General features: G+C 69.7%; 18 protein-coding genes. 10 read left to right on the top strand and 8 right to left on the bottom strand.

Annotated elements, in window-relative coordinates:
- Positions 1-88: 88 nt before the first annotated feature.
- Positions 89-1,084 carry an ATP-binding protein gene (locus B082_RS0107280; protein WP_018551151.1) on the top strand — a complete coding sequence of 332 codons (996 nt, stop codon included), beginning with the start codon at positions 89-91 and terminating at the stop codon, positions 1,082-1,084.
- A 120-nt stretch (positions 1,085-1,204) separates the two neighbouring features.
- Here the strand turns inward: B082_RS0107280 and B082_RS0107275 are convergent, their stop codons facing one another.
- Positions 1,205-2,518 carry a hypothetical protein gene (locus tag B082_RS0107275; protein WP_026249518.1) on the bottom strand — a complete coding sequence of 438 codons (1,314 nt, stop codon included), beginning with the start codon at positions 2,516-2,518 and terminating at the stop codon, positions 1,205-1,207.
- A gap of 284 nt (positions 2,519-2,802) precedes the next feature.
- Here B082_RS0107275 and B082_RS0107270 point away from each other — a divergent pair, with 284 nt between their 5' ends.
- From B082_RS0107270 to B082_RS39775, 6 genes are all read left to right on the top strand, one after another.
- Positions 2,803-5,538 (top strand): bifunctional SulP family inorganic anion transporter/carbonic anhydrase, encoded by a 2,736-nt coding sequence (locus B082_RS0107270; protein ID WP_199783769.1) that lies wholly within the window; start codon positions 2,803-2,805, stop codon positions 5,536-5,538.
- Positions 5,539-5,802: 264 nt separating this feature from the next.
- Positions 5,803-7,800 (top strand): acetate--CoA ligase, encoded by a 1,998-nt coding sequence (gene acs, locus B082_RS0107265; protein WP_018551148.1) that lies wholly within the window; start codon positions 5,803-5,805, stop codon positions 7,798-7,800.
- Positions 7,801-8,090: 290 nt separating this feature from the next.
- Entirely contained in the window at positions 8,091-9,497 is a 1,407-nt protein-coding gene (gene nhaA, locus B082_RS0107260) for a Na+/H+ antiporter NhaA (protein WP_018551147.1), read from the top strand.
- Between the two features lie 39 nt (positions 9,498-9,536).
- Positions 9,537-10,067, top strand: coding sequence for a phage holin family protein (locus B082_RS0107255; protein ID WP_018551146.1), 531 nt, complete (start codon positions 9,537-9,539; stop codon positions 10,065-10,067).
- Positions 10,064-11,089, top strand: coding sequence for an alpha/beta fold hydrolase (locus B082_RS0107250; protein WP_018551145.1), 1,026 nt, complete (start codon positions 10,064-10,066; stop codon positions 11,087-11,089). The genes B082_RS0107255 and B082_RS0107250 overlap by 4 nt, the downstream gene beginning before the upstream one ends.
- 106 nt (positions 11,090-11,195) lie before the next feature.
- Positions 11,196-11,399 carry a hypothetical protein gene (locus tag B082_RS39775; RefSeq protein ID WP_078622517.1) on the top strand — a complete coding sequence of 68 codons (204 nt, stop codon included), beginning with the start codon at positions 11,196-11,198 and terminating at the stop codon, positions 11,397-11,399.
- Positions 11,400-11,466: 67 nt separating this feature from the next.
- On the opposite strand, the gene B082_RS0107245 is transcribed toward B082_RS39775, so the two are convergent.
- The 3 genes from B082_RS0107245 to nth form a co-directional block, all read right to left on the bottom strand.
- Positions 11,467-12,672: a MarP family serine protease gene (locus B082_RS0107245; protein WP_018551144.1), complete on the bottom strand. Its 1,206-nt coding sequence runs from the start codon at positions 12,670-12,672 to the stop codon at positions 11,467-11,469.
- An 87-nt stretch (positions 12,673-12,759) separates the two neighbouring features.
- The gene (locus B082_RS0107240; protein ID WP_018551143.1) at positions 12,760-13,482 is read right to left on the bottom strand and encodes an NUDIX hydrolase; all 723 of its coding nucleotides are present in this window, start codon (positions 13,480-13,482) and stop codon (positions 12,760-12,762) included.
- A 113-nt stretch (positions 13,483-13,595) separates the two neighbouring features.
- On the bottom strand, positions 13,596-14,483 hold the full coding sequence (nth, locus tag B082_RS0107235) for an endonuclease III (RefSeq protein WP_037709628.1): 888 nt from the start codon (positions 14,481-14,483) through the stop codon (positions 13,596-13,598).
- Positions 14,484-14,854: 371 nt separating this feature from the next.
- Between nth and B082_RS0107230 the strand changes: the two genes are divergently transcribed.
- Positions 14,855-15,529, top strand: a complete 675-nt coding sequence (locus tag B082_RS0107230) for a Crp/Fnr family transcriptional regulator (RefSeq protein WP_014046869.1) — start codon at positions 14,855-14,857, stop codon at positions 15,527-15,529.
- A 67-nt stretch (positions 15,530-15,596) separates the two neighbouring features.
- Here B082_RS0107230 and B082_RS0107225 read toward each other — a convergent pair whose 3' ends face one another.
- The 4 genes from B082_RS0107225 to B082_RS38640 all read right to left on the bottom strand — a co-directional run bounded on the left by B082_RS0107225 (position 15,597) and on the right by B082_RS38640 (position 18,164).
- On the bottom strand, positions 15,597-16,427 hold the full coding sequence (locus tag B082_RS0107225) for an MBL fold metallo-hydrolase (protein WP_018551141.1): 831 nt from the start codon (positions 16,425-16,427) through the stop codon (positions 15,597-15,599).
- Entirely contained in the window at positions 16,424-17,383 is a 960-nt protein-coding gene (locus B082_RS35765) for an NUDIX hydrolase (RefSeq protein WP_078622516.1), read from the bottom strand. Before B082_RS35765 ends, B082_RS0107225 begins: the two co-directional genes overlap by 4 nt.
- Before the next feature lie 152 nt (positions 17,384-17,535).
- Positions 17,536-18,006 carry a RidA family protein gene (locus B082_RS0107215; RefSeq protein WP_018551139.1) on the bottom strand — a complete coding sequence of 157 codons (471 nt, stop codon included), beginning with the start codon at positions 18,004-18,006 and terminating at the stop codon, positions 17,536-17,538.
- Positions 18,006-18,164, bottom strand: a complete 159-nt coding sequence (locus tag B082_RS38640; RefSeq protein ID WP_003991873.1) for a DUF4177 domain-containing protein — start codon at positions 18,162-18,164, stop codon at positions 18,006-18,008. The genes B082_RS0107215 and B082_RS38640 overlap by 1 nt, the downstream gene beginning before the upstream one ends.
- 82 nt (positions 18,165-18,246) lie before the next feature.
- On the opposite strand from B082_RS38640, the gene B082_RS0107205 reads away from it, so the two are divergent.
- The gene (locus tag B082_RS0107205; protein WP_018551138.1) at positions 18,247-19,230 is read left to right on the top strand and encodes an ArsA family ATPase; all 984 of its coding nucleotides are present in this window, start codon (positions 18,247-18,249) and stop codon (positions 19,228-19,230) included.
- Positions 19,227-20,600: an ArsA family ATPase gene (locus tag B082_RS0107200; protein WP_018551137.1), complete on the top strand. Its 1,374-nt coding sequence runs from the start codon at positions 19,227-19,229 to the stop codon at positions 20,598-20,600. The genes B082_RS0107205 and B082_RS0107200 overlap by 4 nt, the downstream gene beginning before the upstream one ends.
- Positions 20,601-20,629 lie beyond the last annotated feature (29 nt).

Here is a 20,629-nt window from a genome sequence, read left to right as displayed (position 1 = left end):
CGCGCCTCAAGTGCAACCACTGGCCGGGAGTGGCCTTCTTCACGAAATGGGACAACTCCAAGCAATCGATCGACTACCCTAGGTGAACATGAAGATCGCTTTCGTAGGGAAGGGCGGCAGCGGCAAGACGACGCTGTCCTCGCTCTTCATCCGCCACCTCGCCGCCAATGAAGCCCACGTCGTCGCGGTGGACGCCGACATCAATCAGCACCTCGGAGCCGCGCTCGGCCTCGACGAGGAGGAATCCGCAGCGCTGCCCGCCATGGGAGCGCAGCTGCCTCTGATCAAGGAGTATCTGCGCGGCAGCAACCCGCGCATCGCCTCGGCAGAGACGATGATCAAGACGACCCCGCCGGGCGAGGGCTCACGCCTGCTCCGTGTGCGCGAAGACAATCCGATCTTCGACGCCTGCGCCCGTACGGTGCGGCTCGACGACGGAGACATCCGATTGATGGCGACGGGACCGTTCACCGAGTCGGATCTCGGCGTGGCCTGCTACCACTCCAAGGTGGGCGCGGTCGAGCTGTGCCTCAACCACCTCGTGGACGGCCCCGATGAGTACGTGGTGGTCGACATGACCGCCGGTTCGGATTCGTTCGCCTCGGGGATGTTCACCCGCTTCGACATGACCTTCCTCATCGCTGAGCCGACCCGCAAGGGCGTCTCCGTCTATCGCCAGTACAAGGAGTACGCGCGGGACTTCGGCGTCGACCTGAAGGTCGTCGGCAACAAGGTGCAGGGCGAGGACGACCTGGAGTTCCTGCGCGACGAGGTGGGCGAGGACCTCTTGGTCACCGTCGGCCACTCCGACTGGGTGCGTGCCATGGAGAAGGGCCGTCCCGCTCGCTTCGAGCTGCTGGAGGCGGACAACAGGATGGCCCTGCAGGCGCTGCAGAACGCCGCGGAAGACTCGTACGAGCGGCGGGACTGGGGCCGGTACACACGGCAGATGGTCCACTTCCACCTGCGGAACGCGGAAAGTTGGGGCAACGAGAAGACCGGTGCCGATCTGGCCGCCCAGGTCGACCCGGCTTTCGTGCTCGACGAGCGCTTCATTCGGACCGAAGCCACCCAGCCTGCCTGAGCCGGCAGTCAGGGGCCCTCCGGGCCGGGGCCGGCCGTGACGGCGCCGGGCCATCCGCCCCGATGCACCGGACGGCGCCGGGCATGTCGCTTGCCCGGCGCCCAACGGGAAGGCGAGCCCTCAACGGCCGGCGGGGTTCCCCGCGGCCGCCGCAGGCGCCTTCGAAGCCGCCTGGTCGCGGCCGGATCCTGTACCGCCTTCGAGGAACGCGGGCCACCCGGCCTTCGGAGCCTGGCCGACCTTCAGCGTTTCGAGCTTCGAGAGCGTCGCCGGGTCCTGTGCGTCGAGCCAGTCAGCCAACTGCCTGAACGAGACGCAGCGCACGTCCTTCTTGGTGCAGACCGTTGCGATCGTCTCCTCGATGGCGCGCATGTACGTGCCACCGTTCCAGGACTCGAAGTGGTTGCCGATGATCAGCGGCGCGCGGTTGCCGTCATACGCGCGGTCGAAGGCCTGGAGAAGACCGTCACGCATCTGGTTGCCCCAGTACTCGTGCTGGTCCGGGTCTCCCTGCGTCGTACCGGACTGGTTGAACATAAAGTTGTAGTCCATCGACAACGTCTCGAATTCCCGTCCGGGTACCGGGACGAGCTGCATGGAGAGATCCCAGATCCCGTCCTTCTTCTTCGGCCAGACCTGATTGTTGACGCCGCTGGAGTCGTAGCGGAATCCCATGGAGCGGGCCGCCGCCACCATGTTCTTCTGGCCCTCCAGACAGGGAGTGCGTCCGCCGACGAGTTCCTTGTCGTAGTCGAAGGGCAGCGGCTTCTCGCTCTTCAGGCCCGGATCGTTCGTCTTCCAGCTCTTCACGAACGACTTGGCCTGGCTGATCTCGCTCTTCCACTCATCGACGGACCAGGTGCCCACGCCGCCGTCAGCGCCGCAGAAGTGGCCGTTGAAGTGGGTGCCGATCTCGTTTCCGTCCTGCCAGGCGCCACGCAGCTCGGTGAGGGTGTTCCGGATGCCCTTGGTGTCGTTGAAGCCGATGTCCGAGCTTCCTGCGTTGTGCTTGGGCGGGTCGTACTGTGCCCGTTTGGCCTCGGGAAGCAGATAGACGCCGCTGAGGAAGTACGTCATGTTGGCGTGGTACTTCTTGCCGACCTCACGGAAGTGCGAGAAGAGCTTCTGGCTGTCCTCACCTGCCCCGTCCCATGAGAACACCACGAACTGAGGCGGCTTCTTGCCGGCCGCCAAGCGTTGTACCGCCGGCTGCTTGGGCTGGGCGCCCGTGAACGCGGTGGATCCGTCACCGATGGCCCGGAACACGCTCTTGGGTGCCGCTTCCGCAGCCTTCTTCTTCTCCCCGGCAGCCCCGTTCACAGCTCCGAGACCCGAGGCCTGCGACTCGGAGCCCGATCCCGAACATCCGGCCGCCCCCGCGAGCAGCGCAACAGCCATGAAGCCCAAGGTGATCCTTTTCGTGGCGGCCATCATCCGCCCACCCTCTTTCTCGCAGGTAGCTTGCGCCGAGTGCCGACACGGCGCGGCCAAGGTCGCACGCACTGCTCAGAGATCGGCGCGACAGGCCGAATGAAAAACTGCCTATTCACCGGAATGGGTGGTCGGCTGGCCCATTTGCCGCCAACCCTGGACACGCTTCTTTACTCTCCATTACGGTCTATTTACCGAGAGTTGAGATATCCCGCCGCTGCACGCCGTATTTCACGGCCCGCGTCACCGCATTCCGCGACCGCGCCCTTCAGGAGGAGACGGGAAACATGTCTGCCTGCGTACCCACTCGTCACGACCGCTCGTCCCGCAGTTCGCGTCCTTCCCGGTCCTCGGGAGTCAAGCGACCACACAGCCCGCCGCCACAGCGCGGCGGCCGATTCCGTATCGCGGGCGCCGATGTGTCCGCATCCATCACCGTCTTCCTGCTCGCCATCCCCATGTCGCTGGGCCTGGCCGTCGCCATGGGCGCCCCTCTGGAAGCGGGCCTCATCTCCGCCGCGGTCGGTGGCATCGTCGCCGGACTGCTCGGCGGGACCCCCCTCCAGGTCTCCGGCCCGTCCGCCGGACTGACCGTGGTGACAGCCGAGGTGATCCAGATCTACGGCTGGCGCACCACCTGCGCCATCACCATCGGAGCGGGACTGCTCCAGCTCATGCTGGGCTCACTGCGCGCAGCCCGCAGCGCGCTCGCCGTCAGCCCCGCCATCGTGCACGGCACCCTCGCCGGCATCGGCGTCGCCATCGCGCTCGCTCAACTGCACATCGTGCTGGGCGGTTCACCACAGAGCTCGGCCATCTCCAACGCGCTCCATCTCCCGGAGCAATTGGCACGTGTCAGTCCGGCCGCTCCGCTGATCGGCGCACTCACGATCGCAATCCTGGTGCTGTGGCCGCGGCTGCCCGGACGGGCCGGCCGGCTCCTGCGTCGCGTTCCCGCAGCCCTGGCCTCCGTGGGCTTGGCCACCGCCGCAGCAGCGTGGGCGGCGCCATCGATCGCCCGAGTCGATCTGCCGTCCTGGCGCTCACACGTCTTCCCCGAAATGCCACAGGGCCCCTTGCTCGGACTGGCTACAGCCGTCTTCACGATGATGCTCGTGGCCAGCCTCGAATCGCTGCTCGCCGCCGTCGCCGTCGACAAGCTGGCCGCCGACCGAAGCCGCGAGCGGGCCGCCGGTGCCGCCTCGGCAGGAGAAGGACAGGGAGCAATCGGCGCCGCCCGCCTCAGCCTTCCGCTCAAGCGCTCCGACCTCGACCGGGAGCTCCGCGCGCAGGGCGTCGCCAACGCGGTATCGGGCCTGCTGGGCGGGCTCGCGGTCTCCGGCGGGGCGGTGCGGAGTTCGGCGAATGTGAGGGCCGGGGCGACCGGCCGCGCCTCCACCGTGCTGCACGGCGTGTGGATTCTGCTCGCCTCCGTCCTGCTCGTCACCGCCCTGGAGTGCATCCCGCTGGCCGCCCTCGGTGCGCTGGTGATGATGGTCGGTCTCAAGATGGTGAGCTTCGCGCACATCCGTAACGTCCACCGGCACCGGGAGTTCCTCGTGTACGGCGCGACGATCGCCGGAGTGCTGCTCGTCGGCGTCCTCAAAGGCGTGGCGATCGGAATCGCTGCGGCGGTGGTGGTCGCCTTGCATCGGCTGGCCCGCACCCGCATCGCGGTCACCGAACGAGACGGCCGGTATCTCGTCGTTGTACGCGGCCAGTTGACCTTCCTGGCCGTGCCGCGGCTCAGCCGGACGCTGGGACGGCTGCCCCAGGACGCCGACGTTGTTGTCGAACTGGACGGCTTCTTCATGGATCACGCGGCGTACGAGACGATCCAGGACTGGAGCAACGCCCATAGCGCACATGGCGGCCGAGTGGCTTTCGCCGGCAGATCGGGCGGCAGGATCGCCGAGCCCACCTCATCGGCTGACTCCGACTGTCGTCCATGGACCCCGTGGCGCAACCACCACTGCCACGACCAGCCCGAACACGCGCCTCCCACAAGTACGCCCGCCGGCCACCCCGCTGCCGCCCCGGTACCGGCCCCAGCCCCCGACCCCGCCCCCGAGGCCACGCGCACCGCCACCCCCACCGGCCCAGCCCCCACCACGGAGGCAGTCTCCGCAACCACCCGGCACGCCCCCAGCCGGATGCCCCCCTCGGCGGAGCCCCGCACCAAATCGAGCGCCTCCCCCACGTCACCCCCGCCGGGCCCGCAGCTCACGCCCACGTCGCCCGCGCCCCCGCAGCCCACATCCCTCGCGTCCGCGCCACCCCTCGCGCAGCCGGCACCCACCGCCCGGGTCTCACTCGCGAGCGGCGCTCACCGGCTGGTCAGAGGTATCAGCTCGTTCCAGCGCGATACGGCACCCCTGGTCCGTGGGGAGCTGGCACGGCTCGCCGAGGAGGGTCAGCGGCCCTCCCAGCTCTTCATCACGTGCGCTGACTCACGCCTGGTGACGAGCATGATCACGGCCAGCGGACCGGGCGACCTGTTCACCGTGCGCAACATCGGCAATCTGGTACCACCCCCGGAGGCCGAGGACGGCGACCACTCGGTGGGGGCCGCGATCGAGTACGCGGTGGACACTCTCGGCGTGGATTCCATCACCGTGTGCGGGCACTCCGGCTGCGGTGCGATGAACGCGCTCCTAGGCGCCGAGCCGGACACCCGGGACACGCCGCTGTGGCGCTGGCTCCGGCACGGACTTCCCAGCCTGGAGCGGGTGGCTTCGCGCAACCACGCCCCCGCAAGGCTCTCCGGCCGACAGTCCGCCGATGCGGCGGAGCAGCTCTGCCTGACCAATGTGGTCCAGCAGCTCGACCACCTGCGGGCCCATCCACCGGTGGCGCGCCGCATCGCCGACGGCACTCTCCAGCTTCACGGCATGTACTTCCACGTCGCCGAAGCACAGTCGTATCTGCTGACCGAACGCGCGGGGACCAGAAACAGGCCGGATGAGGTATTCGACCCGGTCGCGCCCGCCCAACCGGCCGAGCTGGCACGTACCGGCGCCTGAACCGCACAGGCTTCGGGTCCGTGAGACCTTGTGATCCCGCTTCCGCGTCACCGCGCCGCAACGTCCCCCAACCCGCCACCAGCACCGCCTCCACACGGGTGAACCACCACCCGACTACGGCGCCATCCGGCACACCGCCACACCGACGCCGTGCTCCACCGCGGCACTCCGGCGCGGAAGCGGGATCATGCCTCTATACACGAGACACAGGTCTAAACCAATTCCTGGCAGACACTTGTCACCCGGCCTTGGGCCTGATGAGCTATGCCCCGGGACACAACGGACACCCTGGGACTGGGAGAAGTCGTGAGCAACGAGAGCCTGGCCAACCTGCTTCGGGAAGAGCGGAAGTTCGCACCGCCTGCCGAGCTGGCCGCCAACGCCAACGTCACCGCAGAGGCGTACGAGCAGGCCAAAGCGGACCGGCTGGGCTTCTGGGCCGAGCAGGCCCGCCGCCTGACCTGGGCCACCGAACCGACCGAGACACTCGACTGGAGCAACCCGCCCTTCGCGAAGTGGTTCGCGGACGGCGAGCTCAACGTCGCGTACAACTGCGTGGACCGTCACGTCGAGGCGGGCAACGGTGACCGGGTCGCCATCCACTTCGAGGGCGAGCCCGGCGACAGCCGCGCCATCACCTACGCGGAGCTGAAGGACGAGGTCTCCCGCGCCGCCAACGCCCTCACCGAGCTCGGTGTCGGCAAGGGCGACCGGGTCGCCGTCTACCTCCCGATGATTCCCGAGGCCGCCGTCGCGATGCTGGCCTGCGCCCGCATCGGTGCAGCGCACTCGGTCGTCTTCGGCGGCTTCTCCGCCGACGCCATCGCCGCCCGCATCCAGGACGCGGACGCGAAGGTTGTCATCACCGCCGACGGCGGGTATCGCCGCGGCAAGCCCTCCGCGCTCAAGCCCGCGGTCGACGACGCCGTCTCGCGCATCGACACCGTGGAACACGTCCTCGTCGTCCGCCGCACCGGACAGGACACCGCCTGGACCGAGGGCCGCGACGTCTGGTGGCACGAGATCACCGGCCGCCAGTCCGCCGAGCACACCCCGGAGGCATTCGAGGCGGAGCAGCCGCTGTTCATCCTGTACACGTCGGGCACGACGGGGAAGCCCAAGGGCATCCTGCACACCTCCGGTGGCTACCTCACCCAGGCGGCGTACACCCACCACGCGGTCTTCGACCTCAAGCCGGAGACGGACGTCTACTGGTGCACCGCCGACATCGGCTGGGTCACCGGACACTCGTACATCGTCTACGGGCCGCTGGCCAACGGCGCCACACAGGTGATGTACGAGGGCACCCCCGACACCCCGCACCAGGGGCGTTTCTGGGAGATCGTCCAGAAGTACGGGGTCACGATCCTCTACACCGCGCCGACCGCGATCCGTACGTTCATGAAGTGGGGGGACGACATCCCCGCGAAGTTCGACCTGACCTCCCTGCGTGTCCTGGGTTCGGTCGGCGAGCCGATCAACCCCGAGGCCTGGATCTGGTACCGCAAGCACATCGGTGCCGACAAGTGCCCGATCGTGGACACCTGGTGGCAGACCGAGACCGGCACGATGATGATCTCGCCGCTGCCCGGCGTCACGGAGACCAAGCCGGGAAGCGCCCAGCGCGCCCTGCCGGGCATCTCGGCCACCGTCGTCGACGACGACGCCCGCGAGGTGCCCAACGGCGGAGGCGGCTACCTCGTGCTCACCGAGCCGTGGCCCTCCATGCTGCGCACCATCTGGCGCGACGACCAGCGGTTCCTCGACACCTACTGGTCGCGCTTCGAAGGCAAGTACTTCGCCGGCGACGGGGCCAAGAAGGACGAGGACGGCGACATCTGGCTGCTGGGCCGGGTCGACGACGTCATGCTGGTCTCCGGACACAACATCTCCACCACCGAGGTCGAGTCCGCGCTCGTCTCGCACCCGTCGGTCGCCGAGGCCGCCGTGGTCGGTGCCGCCGACGAGACGACCGGCCAGGCCATCGTCGCCTTCGTCATCCTGCGAGGCACCGCCACCGCCTCCGACGAACTGGTGGCCCAGCTGCGCAACCACGTCGGCACCACCCTCGGCCCGATCGCCAAGCCGAAGCGCATCATGCCGGTCGCCGAGCTGCCCAAGACCCGTTCCGGCAAGATCATGCGGCGCCTCCTGCGTGACGTTGCGGAGAACCGCGCCCTCGGCGACGTCACCACCCTGACCGACGCCTCGGTCATGGACCTGATCCAGACCCAGCTGCCCTCGGCCCCGTCGGAGGACTGAGTCCAAGGCCTGAGCAGCACGGCTTCGGGCCGGCGGCGCATGCCGCCGGCCCGGGGGCAGCTCCCTTTCCGGGGACGGGCTCCGGCACCCGAAGGGCATCCGGCAGCGCGCCGGATGCCCTTCGGGTATTTGGAGTGCGGATCACTACCCACACCCCCACACATCGCCCGGGTACAGTGGCCGCTGATCGGTAGAAGACAAGAAAAAAGTCCACAGGGGTGCCGGGAAGTCTGGTCGGCAAGTGCATCAGCCATGCCATCGCTGCCGTACCGACCCGGAGGTCCCTCCCCGTGGCCACGCCCAACCCTGCACCCACCGGCCCCCGCCGCACGTTCCTGGGGCTGCTTCCGCTCCCCGAGCGGAACTTCGTCGCCGAGGCCCTGCGTACGGAGACCGTCGGCGGTGTCATCCTGCTGGTCGCCGCCGTGGCCGCACTGGTGTGGGCGAACACCTTCGGTTCGAGCTACGCGGCCGTCAGCCACTTCCACTTCGGGCCCGAAAGCCTCGGCCTCCATCTCTCCGTGGCGCACTGGGCCGCCGACGGGCTGCTCGCGGTCTTCTTCTTCGTCGCCGGCGTGGAACTCAAACGGGAACTCGTCGCGGGCGAACTGCGCGACCCCAAGGCTGCCGCGCTCCCGGTGGCCGCCGCGCTCTGCGGTATGGCCGTACCGGCGATCGTCTACACGCTGGTGAACGTCTTCGGCGACGGCTCCACGGACGGCTGGGCGGTCCCCACCGCCACCGACATCGCCTTCGCGCTCGCCGTCCTCGCCGTCATCGGCACCTCGTTGCCGGCCGCACTCCGTGCGTTCCTGCTGACCCTCGCCGTCGTGGACGACCTCTTCGCGATCCTGATCATCGCGGTCTTCTTCACCGAGGACATCGACTTCGTCGCGCTCGGCGGCGCCTTCGTCGGCCTTGGCGTCTTCTACCTGCTGCTGCGGCTGGGAGTGCGCGGCTGGTACATCTACGTCCCGCTCGCCCTGGTCGTCTGGGGCCTGATGTACAACAGCGGCATCCACGCCACCATCGCCGGTGTCGCCATGGGCCTGATGCTCCGTTGCACCCGCCGCGACGGCGAGGACCACTCGCCCGGTGAACGCGTCGAACATCTGGTCCACCCGCTGTCGGCGGGCTTCGCCGTCCCGGTGTTCGCCCTGTTCTCCGCCGGCGTCTCCCTCTCCGGCGGCGCGCTGGCAGGTGTGTTCAGCCGGCCCGAAACGCTCGGCGTCGTCCTGGGGCTGGTCGCCGGAAAGACGATCGGCGTGTTCGGCGGTACGTGGCTGACCACCCGGCTCACCAAGGCGGAGCTCAACAAGGAGCTGGCCTGGGCCGATGTCTTCGCCGTCGCCACCCTTGCCGGCATCGGTTTCACCGTCTCGCTGCTGATCGGGGAGCTCGCCTTCGCCGGTGACGACGACATGATCAACGAGATCAAGGCGTCGGTTCTGCTCGGCTCCCTGATTGCCGCCGTACTCTCCGGTGTACTGCTCAAACTCCGGGTACGCAGATACAGGGCACTGTCCGAGGCCGAGGAACTCGACGAGGACGGGTCCGGGGTGCCGGACGTCTACGAACAGGACGACCCGGCGTACCACCTGCGGATGGCCGCCATCCACGAGAAGAAGGCGGCCGAGCACCGCCGCCTTGCCCGACTGGCGGGGGCAGCGAGCAACAAGCCGGACAGTCCGGCATGATCTGACATCGGACGTGTTGAACAGGAGAGGGAGTCAGGGATGAGCGACCCCGGCAATTACGCGGGCGGCGCCGACCGCAGTCTCGGCCAGTTGGTCGCGTCGGCGACGGCCGAACTGTCGGCACTGGTGCACGACGAGATCGCCCTGGCCAAGGCCGAGGTGCGGCAGGACGTCAAACGAGGCGTCATCGGCAGCGCGGCGTTCATCGTCACGGGCGTGCTGCTCCTGTTCGCGATCCCGGTGCTGAGCTTCGCGGCCGCGTACGGAATCCACAATCTGGGGCTGGGCCTCGCCTGGTCGTTCCTGATCGTGGGCGGGGCGTTCATCCTTCTGGGCATCCTGCTCGCGCTCTTCGGGTACGCGAAGTTCAAGAAGGTCAAGCCGCCGGAGAAGTCCATCGCCTCCGCCAAGCAGACCGCCGCCGTCCTCCAGGGCGTCAAGCCGCACCCCCGTCCGGGCATCGCCGCGGACGCGATCCTCCCGGTGGGCGGCAGCACCCGCTCGGACAGGGCCATCGAGAACGTACCGGTCCAGGACAACGCGTCGGCTGTGGCACGCTCAACCACATGACGGTCCCCGATTCCAGCGCATTCGGCCCACCCGGCCCCGAAGACCGGGCGGGCCACGAAAGGCCGGCCGGCCCGGCGGACCCCGCCCCCGCACCGTCCGCCCCGGCCGGCGGCCCCGTCCGCATCGACGGCCCCTGGACCCACCGGGACGTCGCGGCGAACGGCGCGCGTTTCCACATCGCCGAAATGGGCGAAGGGCCGCTGGTCCTCCTCCTGCACGGCTTCCCGCAGTTCTGGTGGACCTGGCGCCACCAGCTGCCCGCGCTCGCCGAGGCGGGCTTCAGGGCCGTGGCGATGGACCTGCGCGGGGTGGGCGGCAGCGACCGCACGCCCCGCGGCTACGACCCCGCCAACCTGGCGCTCGACATCACCGGCGTGATCAGGTCGCTCGGTGAGCCGGACGCGGCCCTGGTCGGCCACGACATGGGCGGGTACCTGGCCTGGACGGCCGCGGTGATGCGCCCCAAGCTGGTGCGCCGGCTGGCCGTCTCCTCGATGCCCCACCCGCGACGGTGGCGGTCCTCGATGCTCTCCGACTTCGCGCAGTCCCGGGCAGGCTCGTACATCTGGGGATTCCAGCGGCCGTGGGTGCCGGAACGTCAGCTCGTGGCCGACGACGCGGCGTTGGTGGCCCGCCTGATCACCGACTGGGCGGGCCCGGACACGGCTGAGTTCCCCGACGAGAGCTCGCTGGATGTCTACCGACGCGCCATGTCCATCCCATCGACGGCACACTGCTCGATCGAGCCGTACCGCTGGATGGTGCGCTCGCTGGCCCGGCCGGACGGCATCCAGTTCAACCGGCGCATGAAACGGCCCGTGCGGGTGCCGACGCTGCATCTGCACGGTTCACTCGATCCGGCGGTCCGCACCCGCAGCTCCGCGGGATCCGGAGAATATGTCGAGGCACCGTACCGATGGCGACTTTTCGACGGTCTGGGCCACTTCCCCCACGAGGAGGATCCGGCCGGGTTCTCGGCCGAACTCATCAACTGGCTCAAGGATTCCGAGCCCGACCGCTAGCCGCCGGGGCACACGTGTCCGAGAAATGGCCACGTGCCTGGCGCATAGGCCAATTGGCTGACGGATAGGCGATTACGGACCATGTGGCACGGGCAGACGTCCGGGTATGGGCTGGACGCACGACTTCGGTGACGCAGCACGCAACCGTCGCTCGACCGCCGCGGCGGTTCCGGGCACTCATGAGGGGGACGGCCTTCCGGGCCGGGTGCACACATTGCACGTTCTGCATGATCCCCGACTCGGCATCTCGCGCATCCTCCGCCGCCGGGCCCGCTGGGTCTCGGCGCGGCTGCGCCATCCTCGTAACTGACCCGCTCACCGCCCCCGGACCGCTTCGGGGGCCCGCTCTGCCGACTCCCTGAGGGGCGTACGGCTCCTTAAAGGGCGCATCCCTGGCTGTCGACCTGCTGGTTGGCGGTACGGCCCTGCGTGATGTCGTCGCGGATCTCATCCGCCGTCAGCGCGTAACCCGTGTCCGGGTCGTCGAGCGACTTCGCGAACACGACGCCGTACACCTTGCCCTCGGGGGTCAGCAGCGGTCCGCCGGAGTTGCCCTGGCGGACCGTGGTGTAGAGCGAGTACACATCGCGGCGCACCGTGCCCCGGTGGTAGATGTCGGGGCCGTTGGCGTCGATGCGGGCACGCACGCGCGCGGAGCGTACGTCGTACGCGCCGTTCTCCGGGAAGCCCGCGACGATGGCGCTGTCGCCTGTCTCCGCGTCGTTGTCCGTGGTGGCGAACTGCAGCGGCTTCACGTCGAGGTCGGGGACGTCGAGTACGGCGATGTCGCGCCGCCAGTCGTAGAGGACGACCTTCGCGTCGTACAGACGTCCCTGGCCGCCGATCTGGACGGTCGGCTCGTCGACGCCTCCGACGACGTGGGCGTTGGTCATCACCCGGCGGTCGGAGAACACGAATCCGGTGCCTTCGAGGACCTTGCCGCAGCTCGGGGCCGTACCGACGACCTTGACGATCGACTGCTTGGCACGCGCCGCGACGGGGCTCCCGACCAGTGCCGGGTCGGGGGCTCTGACCTCGGTGATCGGTTCGTTGGCGAACGGGCTGAAGACCTGCGGGAAGCCGTTCTGCGCGAGGACCGACGAGAAGTCCGTGAACCAGGTCGACGCCTGGGGCGGCATCACCCGGGAGACGCCGAGCAGGACGGAGGAGCTACGGACCTCCTTGCCCAGCGTCGGCAGCGAGGTACCGGCCAGGGCCGAGCCGATCAGCCAGGCGACCAGCAACATCGCCACGACGTTGACCAAGGCGCCGCCGGTGGCGTCCAGGGCGCGCGCGGGTGACCACGTGATGTGCCGGCGCAGTTTGTTGCCCAGGTGCGTGGTGAAAGCCTGGCCGACGGACGCGCACACGATCACGATGACGACGGCGACGACGGCCGCGGTGGAGGAGACCTCCGAACCGTCCGTCACCTGGTCCCACAGGACCGGCAGCAGGTAGATGGCGACGAGGCCGCCGCCCAGGAACCCGATCACCGACAGGATGCCGACGACGAACCCCTGGCGGTAGCCGATGACCGCGAACCACACGGCGCCGGCCAGCAGCAGGATGTCCAGCACGTTCACCGTCTATTGCCTCGCAGATTCGTAACCGGGCCCGTACGTCTCCGTGGTCCGGGCGGACCGGAGCTGCGGAGCACGGAAGTCAGCCTGTCATGCACGCCAGTCGAGCGGCACCTGCTTGGCTCTGTCCCACGGGCGCTCCCAGCCCGCGAAGTGCAGAATCCGGTCGATCACACCGGCCGTGAACCCCCAGACGAGTGCGGATTCGACCAGAAACGCCGGGCCCCGGTGACCGCTGGGATGCACGGCCGTCGCCCGGTTGGCCGGGTCCGTGAGATCCGCCACGGGGACCGTGAAGACCCGTGCCGTCTCCCCCGGATCGACGACCCCGACCGGGCTGGGCGTATGCCACCAGCCGAGGACGGGCGTCACCACGAAGCTGCTCACAGGGATGTAGAGCCGGGGCAGCACACCGAAGATCTGCACCCCGCGCGAGTCGAGACCGGTCTCCTCCTCGGCCTCCCGCAGCGCGGCCCTCAGCGGCCCGGTCGTCGCCTGGTCGCCGTCCTCCGGGTCGAGGGAGCCGCCGGGGAAGGACGGCTGGCCCGGATGGGAACGCAGGCTTCCGGCCCGCTCCATCAGGAGCAGCTCGGGGCCCCGCGCCCCCTCGCCGAACAGGACGAGCACGGCCGACTGGCGGCCCGCGCCGCTCTCCGGCGGCAGGAAGCGGCTGAGCTGCTGCGGCCGTACGGTCTGCGCGGCCCGGAACACGGGGTCGAGCCAGCCGGGCAGCCCTTCGGCCGAGACGGCGACCGCGCGCTCACCGCTCTCCGTGCCGCCGTACTGCCCCGTGCCGGGTTCATGCGTCTTCATAGGCACCCCTCCGTCTCACAACGCCTGTCGTCACACGATTCGTTCCGCGACCGCGAACCGCGGCCGAGAACCGCGCCCGGACATGGCGACGACAGTCCGCGGCGGTCTCCGCTTCAGTCGGCGCCCAGCGGAGGTGCCGGGCTTCCGGGGAAGTCCGGCGGTGGGTTCAGCCGCTGGCCCGGCTTGCCACCCATCTCGTACTTCAGAAGCTTGCGGGCCTTCTCCGGGTCCGTCTCGCCCTCACCGTACGAAGGGCACAGCGGGGCGATCGGGCAGGCACCGCAGGCGGGCTTGCGGGCGTGGCACACGCGGCGGCCGTGGAAGATGACGCGGTGCGAGAGCATGGTCCACTCGCTCTTGGGGAAGATCGCCGCGATCTCCGCCTCGACCTTCTCCGGGTCCTCCTGCTCGGTCCACTTCCACCGCCGGACCAGCCGGCCGAAGTGGGTGTCGACAGTGAGTCCAGGCACCCCGAACGCGTTACCCAGAACGACGTTGGCCGTCTTGCGGCCGACGCCCGGCAGCTTCACGAGATCCGCCAGCCGCCCCGGCACCTCGCCACCGAAGTCGTCGCGGAGGGCGGCGGACAGGCCGAGCAGCGACCTGGCTTTGGCCCGGAAGAAGCCGGTCGGCCGAATGATCTCTTCCAGATCCTCCGGAACCGCGGCCGCCATGTCCTCGGGGGTGGGATAGGCGGCGAAAAGGGCAGGAGTGGTCTGGTTGACCCTCAGGTCCGTGGTCTGGGCTGAGAGGACCGTGGCGACCAGCAGCTCGAACGGGTTCCTGAAGTCCAGCTCCGGATGGGCGTACGGGTAGACCTCCGCGAGCTCGCGGTTGATCCGGCGGGCACGGCGGACCATGGCCAGGTGCGATTCCGGCCGACCGGGCCGCTTCCCCGGGGCCTTCGCACTCTTCGCACTCTTCGCGCTCGCCGTGCTCTTCGGACCGTCCGCTCCGGACGCACCGGACTCCGCCGCCGCGCCTTGCGCCCCTGTGGTCACCGCTTCCTCCCGGCCCGCCGTCGATCGCTCGGACGAGCCGGCGCCCGCCGCCTGTCCGGACCGGTTTACTGTCGCTTTGTCCTTGTTTTTCCGGCTGCTCGCAGCCTGTTCGCCCACAGCGGAATCATGGCCGTCCGACACCCCATCAGCCCCCTTGGCCTGCACTCTCACCGGCGATTCTGGACACCCGGCCAGCCTAGAGCCCGCCACTGACATCTGCCCCGGTCACTGGTGATCCACCCCCAATCGGCCCCCTGCCGTACGCTCCGGCACGCACGTGCGTCAAACTGGTTTGTGATTGATCGCACTGTTTTACCGTCCGGCATGATGGGGACCACGGTTCCCTGAACAGGCCGACAAGGAGAGAACTCGTGGACGACGTTCTGCGGCGCGCCCCGCTTTTCGCGGCGCTCGATGACGAGCAGGCCGCGGAGCTCCGCGCCTCGATGAGTGAGGTGACCCTCGCGCGCGGCGACGCGCTGTTCCACGAGGGTGACCCGGGCGACCGCCTCTATGTGGTCACCGAGGGCAAGGTGAAACTCCACCGCACCTCCCCCGACGGACGCGAGAACATGCTGGCGGTCCTCGGCCCCGGCGAGCTGATCGGTGAGCTCTCGCTCTTCGACCCGGGCCCGCGCACCGCCACCGCCACCGCGCTGACCGAGGTCAAGCTGCTCGGCCTCGGCCACGGCGACCTGCAGCCCTGGCTCAACGCACGCCCCGAGGTGGCCACGGCCCTCCTGCGCGCCGTCGCCCGGCGCCTGCGCAAGACCAACGACCAGATGTCCGACCTGGTCTTCTCCGATGTCCCGGGCCGCGTCGCCCGCGCGCTCCTGGACCTGTCGCGCCGCTTCGGCGTCCAGTCCGAGGAAGGCATCCACGTGGTGCACGACCTGACGCAGGAAGAGCTGGCCCAGCTGGTCGGCGCCTCCCGCGAGACGGTCAACAAGGCCCTCGCCGACTTCGCCGGCCGCGGCTGGCTGCGGCTGGAGGCCCGTGCGGTGATCCTGCTCGACGTGGAGCGGCTGGCCAAGCGCTCCCGCTGACCCACCGTCGTACGTCACGTGTGAGGGGCCCTGCCGGTGACCGGCGGGGCCCCTCACACGTGCGCCCTCAGATCAGCCCGTGCTCGGTCAGATACTCCAGCTGTGCCCGCACCGACAGCTCCGCCGCCGGCCACAGCGAACGGTCCACGTCCGCGTACACATGGGCCACCACCTCGGAGGAGGTCCGGTGCCCGGACTCCACCGCCGTCTCCACCTGCGCCAGCCGGTGCGCGCGGTGGGCCAGGTAGAACTCGACCGCTCCCTGCGCGTCCTCCAGGACCGGACCGTGACCGGGCAGCACCGTGTGCACCCCGTCGTCGACCGTCAGCGAGCGCAGCCGCCGCAGCGAGTCGAGGTAGTCCCCCAGCCGACCGTCCGGATGCGCCACCAGCGTCGTACCGCGGCCGAGGATCGTGTCCCCGGTCAGCACCGCGCGGTCGGCCGGCAGATGGAACGACAGCGAGTCCGCCGTGTGGCCCGGCGTCGGCACCACGTACATCTCAAGCCCGCCGGTCGTGATCACGTCGCCCGTGCCCAGGCCCTCGTCGCCGAGCCGCAGCTCCGGATCGAGCGCCCGCACCTTGGTACGGGTGAGTTCCGCGAACCGTGCCGCGCCCTCGGCGTGGTCGGGGTGGCCGTGAGTGAGGAGCGTCAGCGCGACACGGCGACCCGTCTGCTCGGCGGTGTCGATGACCGCCCGCAGATGGGCGTCGTCCAGCGGACCCGGATCGATGACCACCGCCAGGTCCGAGTCGGGCTCGGCGACGATCCACGTATTGGTGCCGTCCAGCGTCATCGCCGACGGGTTTGGTGCCAGGACGTTGACCGCACGGGCCGTCGCGGGACCGGACAGCACACCGCCCCGCGGCTGCCCCGGCAGCACCGCCGCGTCGCTCATACCGCGCCCCCTTCCACGCCGGCCGTCCTCTCCTCGCCGCGCGCTTCACCCCTTCGGGCCGTTTCGCCACCACCGCGCGTTTCGTCCTTGCCACCCGTGGAGATGTTCTTGGTGAATTCCTCGTGCCCCGGCCAGCTCAGCACCAGTTCGTCACCGTCCAGACGGGCTTGTGCGAGTACGGGAGTGAGGTCCTGCACCGAGGCCGCCGCCAGAGCCTCCGCGGCGGTGGCATGCGGGCGCAGGGTCCGCAGTGTCGCCACGGTCGGCGGCATCATCAGCAGTTCGCCCCGGTCGTATCCGTCGGCCGCGTCGCCCGGGGTGATCCACACCGTGCGGTCGGCCTCCGTCGAGGCGTTACGGGTCCGTTGTCCGGCCGGCAGCGCGGCGACGAAGAACCAGGTGTCGTAGCGGCGCGGTTCGAACTCGGGGGTGATCCAGCGCGCCCACGCCCCCAGCAGATCCGACCGCAGCACCAGTCCGCGCCGCTCCAGGAATTCCGCGAAAGACAGCTCCCGCGCGACCAGCGCCTCGCGGTCGGCCTCCCAGTCGTCCCCCGTGGTGTCCGTGACGACGGTCCGGGACGTCGGTCCGGCGAGCAGGACGCCTGCCTCCTCGTACGTCTCACGGACGGCCGCGCAGACGACCGCCTGCGCCTCGGCCGGCGTGGCGACGCCGAGGCGCTGCGCCCAGGTCTCCAGCGCGGGCCCGGCCCAGCCGACGAGCCGGTCGTCGTCGCGGGGGTCGACTCCGCCACCCGGATAGGCGTACGCCCCTCCGGCAAAGGCCATCGAGGTGCGCCGGCGCAGCATGTGGACGGCGGGCGCGCCCCCGGCGGCGTCGTCCCTGAGCAGCATCACGGTGGCGGCACGCCGAGGCACGGCGGCCGTCAGCTCGCCTGCCGCGAGGGCCCTGATCCGGCCAGGCCATTCCGGGGGGTACCACTGACCATTGGACATGGCCGGAGGCTATCCGGAACCGCGACGATGTTCGAGGGGGGCGGTGATCTGTACATGGCCCGTACACAGATGCGGCCACGGGCGCCGGAGACGCGAGATCCCGCCCGGTCTTCGCGACCGGGCGGGATCAGAAGGCGGTTACGGAGCCGGGCTCAGGCTTCGGTGAGCTCGACCTGGATCTCGACCTCGACGGGCGCGTCCAGCGGCAGCACGGCGACGCCCACGGCGCTGCGGGCGTGCACACCCTTGTCCCCGAGGACCTCGCCCAGCAGTTCGCTGGCGCCGTTGATCACACCGGGCTGGCCGGTGAAGTCCGTGGCCGACGCGACGAAGCCGACGACCTTCACGACGCGTGCGATCCGGTCCAGGTCGCCCGCGACCGACTTCACGGCGGCGAGAGCGTTGAGCGCGCAGGTCTTCGCCAGCTCCTTGGCCTCGTCGGGCGTGACCTCCGCACCGACCTTGCCGGTCACGGCCAGCTTGCCGTCCACCATCGGCAGCTGCCCCGAGGTGTACACGTACACCCCGGACCGCACGGCCGGCTGGTACGAGGCCAGCGGTGGCACGACGGCGGGCAGGGGCAGGCCGAGCTCGGCGAGCTTCGCCTCGACGGTGCCCGCCACTACTGCTTCTCCCGCTTCAGGTAGGCCACGAGCTGCTCGGGGTTGTTCGGGCCGGGAACGACCTGGACCAGCTCCCAGCCGTCCTCGCCCCAGGTGTCCAGAATCTGCTTGGTCGCGTGCACGAGAAGGGGCACGGTCGCGTATTCCCACTTGGTCATGGCCCGACTGTAATGCCTGCGCAATCCCGGCCATACGCAGCCTCGTGCGTAGCCTGCGGTGTGACTGGTTAGGCTCGAATACGTGAGCAGGTTCCAGGTCGTCAGCGGCAAGGGCGGTACCGGTAAGACCACGGTTGCCGCCGCCCTCGCGCTCGCCCTCGCGACCGAGGGCAGGCGCACCCTCCTCGTCGAGGTCGAGGGCAGACAGGGCATCGCCCAGCTCTTCGAGGCGGACTCCCTACCCTACGAGGAGCGGAAGATCGCCGTCGCCCCCGGCGGCGGCGAGGTCTACGCGCTCGCGATCGACGCGGAGCTCGCGCTCCTCGACTACCTCCAGATGTTCTACAAGCTCGGCAGCGCGGGCCGGGCGCTCAAGAAGCTCGGCGCGATCGACTTCGCGACCACGATCGCGCCGGGTGTGCGGGACGTCCTGCTGACGGGCAAGGCCTGCGAGGCCGTGCGCCGCAAGGACCGGCAGAACCGGTTCGTCTACGACTACGTGATCATGGACGCCCCGCCGACCGGCCGCATCACCCGCTTCCTCAATGTGAACGACGAGGTGGCGGGGCTCGCCCGGATCGGCCCGATACACAATCAGGCTCAGGCCGTGATGCGGGTGCTGAAGTCCCCGGAGACCGCGGTGAACCTGGTGACGCTGCTGGAGGAGATGCCGGTCCAGGAGACCGCGGACGGCATCGCGGAGCTGCGGGCCGCCGAACTGCCCGTGGGCCGGGTCATCGTGAACATGGTGCGCCCGCAGCTGCTGGACGGGGACGCGCTGCGTGCCACGGTCGGCGGCCGGCGCAAGGAGATCGCCAAGACGCTGACGCGGGCCGGCGTGACCGGCGCCGCGGGGCTCGTACGCCCTCTGGTCGAGCAGGCCGCCGAGCACACCCAGCGGGTCGAACTGGAACGTGAGCAGCGCGCCGTGCTGGCCGGCCTCGGCCTGCCGGGATACGAGCTTCCGCTGATCGGCGAGGGGGTGGACCGGGCCGGGCTGTACGACCTGGCGGTCGGGCTCCGGGAGCAGGGGGCGGGCGAGTCCGGACGAGGGGCGGGTTCATGACAGCACGTACGAACGCGGGAACGGGCCAGGAGACGAGCACGGCGGCCGCCCCCTCGCTGGACACCGACGCCCTGATCGACGATCCGGACATCCGGATCATCGTGTGCTGCGGCTCGGGCGGCGTCGGCAAGACGACCACCGCCGCCGCGCTCGGCGTACGGGCGGCGGAGCGCGGCCGGAAGGTCGTCGTCCTCACCATCGACCCGGCCCGCCGGCTCGCCCAGTCCATGGGCATCGACTCCCTGGACAACGTCCCGCGCCGGGTGAAGGGCATCGAGGGCGAGGACGCCGGTGAGCTGCACGCGATGATGCTCGACATGAAGCGGACCTTCGACGAGATCGTCGAGGCGCACGCGGACGGCGAGCGGGCCCGCGCGATCCTGGAGAACCCCTTCTACCAGTCCCTGTCGGCCGGCTTCGCGGGCACGCAGGAGTACATGGCGATGGAGAAGCTCGGCCAGCTGCGGGCGCGCGACGAGTGGGACCTGATCGTCGTCGACACGCCGCCGTCGCGGTCCGCACTGGACTTCCTGGACGCACCGAAGCGGCTGGGATCGTTCCTGGACGGGAAGTTCATCAAGTTGCTGATGGCTCCGGCGAAAATGGGCGGCCGGGCCGGAATGAAGTTCCTCAACGTGGGAATGTCGATGATGACCGGGACGCTGGGCAAGCTGCTCGGCGGCCAGTTCCTGCGTGACGTACAGACCTTCGTCGCCGCGATGGACACCATGTTCGGCGGCTTCCGTACCCGGGCCGATGCCACGTACAAACTGCTTCAGGCGCCCGGTACGGCGTTTCTCGTCGTCGCGACGCCGGAGCGGGACGCGCTCCGCGAAGCGGCGTACTTCGTGGAACGCCTGGCCGCGGAGGACATGCCGCTGGCGGGTCTGGTGCTCAACCGGGTCCACGGCAGTGACGCCGCGCGGCTCTCGGCCGAGCAGGCGCTGACTGCCGCAGAAAATCTTGAAGCCGTCGGCATTGTGGATCAGACGGCCGGGAAGGCTGGACTTCGTGAGCCCGCCGACTCCCCCGCGGCCGGGTCCGCACCGCCCCCCGACACCACCGCATCCCACGCACGCGAAGCCGACTCGGACGCCACGCCCGAAGCCGACGTCACGGCAGATGCCACCACAGAGGTCACACCGGATGTCACCACCGAAGAACTGACGGCAGCCCTGCTGCGTCTGCACGCCGAACGCATGCAGGTGGTCGCGCGCGAACAGGACACACGCGACCGCTTCACCGCACTGCACCCCGAGGTGGCCGTGACCGCCGTGGCCGCGCTGCCCGGAGATGTCCATGACCTCTCGGGGCTACGAGCCATCGGGGACCGGCTCGCGACCGGTTCGTCCCCGGTCGGAGCTGCCTAGCCCCTCGTACGCGTAAGCCGTACGTACTG

The sequence above is a fragment of the Streptomyces sp. ATexAB-D23 genome, assembly GCF_000373645.1.
GTDB lineage: Bacteria > Actinomycetota > Actinomycetes > Streptomycetales > Streptomycetaceae > Streptomyces > Streptomyces castrisilvae.
This window is presented reverse-complemented; position numbering and strand designations above follow the sequence as displayed.

Bases quoted from the DNA above. Each gene is read 5' to 3' on its own strand.
- B082_RS0107280 (WP_018551151.1), top strand. From the start codon at position 89: ATGAAGATCGCTTTCGTAGGGAAGGGCGGCAGCGGCAAGACGACGCTG.
- B082_RS0107275 (WP_026249518.1), bottom strand. From the start codon at position 2,518: ATGATGGCCGCCACGAAAAGGATCACCTTGGGCTTCATGGCTGTTGCG.
- B082_RS0107270 (WP_199783769.1), top strand. From the start codon at position 2,803: ATGTCTGCCTGCGTACCCACTCGTCACGACCGCTCGTCCCGCAGTTCG.
- acs (WP_018551148.1), top strand. From the start codon at position 5,803: ATGCCCCGGGACACAACGGACACCCTGGGACTGGGAGAAGTCGTGAGC.
- B082_RS0107255 (WP_018551146.1), top strand. From the start codon at position 9,537: ATGAGCGACCCCGGCAATTACGCGGGCGGCGCCGACCGCAGTCTCGGC.
- B082_RS0107250 (WP_018551145.1), top strand. From the start codon at position 10,064: ATGACGGTCCCCGATTCCAGCGCATTCGGCCCACCCGGCCCCGAAGAC.
- B082_RS39775 (WP_078622517.1), top strand. From the start codon at position 11,196: ATGGGCTGGACGCACGACTTCGGTGACGCAGCACGCAACCGTCGCTCG.
- B082_RS0107240 (WP_018551143.1), bottom strand. From the start codon at position 13,482: ATGAAGACGCATGAACCCGGCACGGGGCAGTACGGCGGCACGGAGAGC.
- B082_RS0107225 (WP_018551141.1), bottom strand. From the start codon at position 16,427: ATGAGCGACGCGGCGGTGCTGCCGGGGCAGCCGCGGGGCGGTGTGCTG.
- B082_RS35765 (WP_078622516.1), bottom strand. From the start codon at position 17,383: ATGTCCAATGGTCAGTGGTACCCCCCGGAATGGCCTGGCCGGATCAGG.
- B082_RS38640 (WP_003991873.1), bottom strand. From the start codon at position 18,164: ATGACCAAGTGGGAATACGCGACCGTGCCCCTTCTCGTGCACGCGACC.
- B082_RS0107200 (WP_018551137.1), top strand. From the start codon at position 19,227: ATGACAGCACGTACGAACGCGGGAACGGGCCAGGAGACGAGCACGGCG.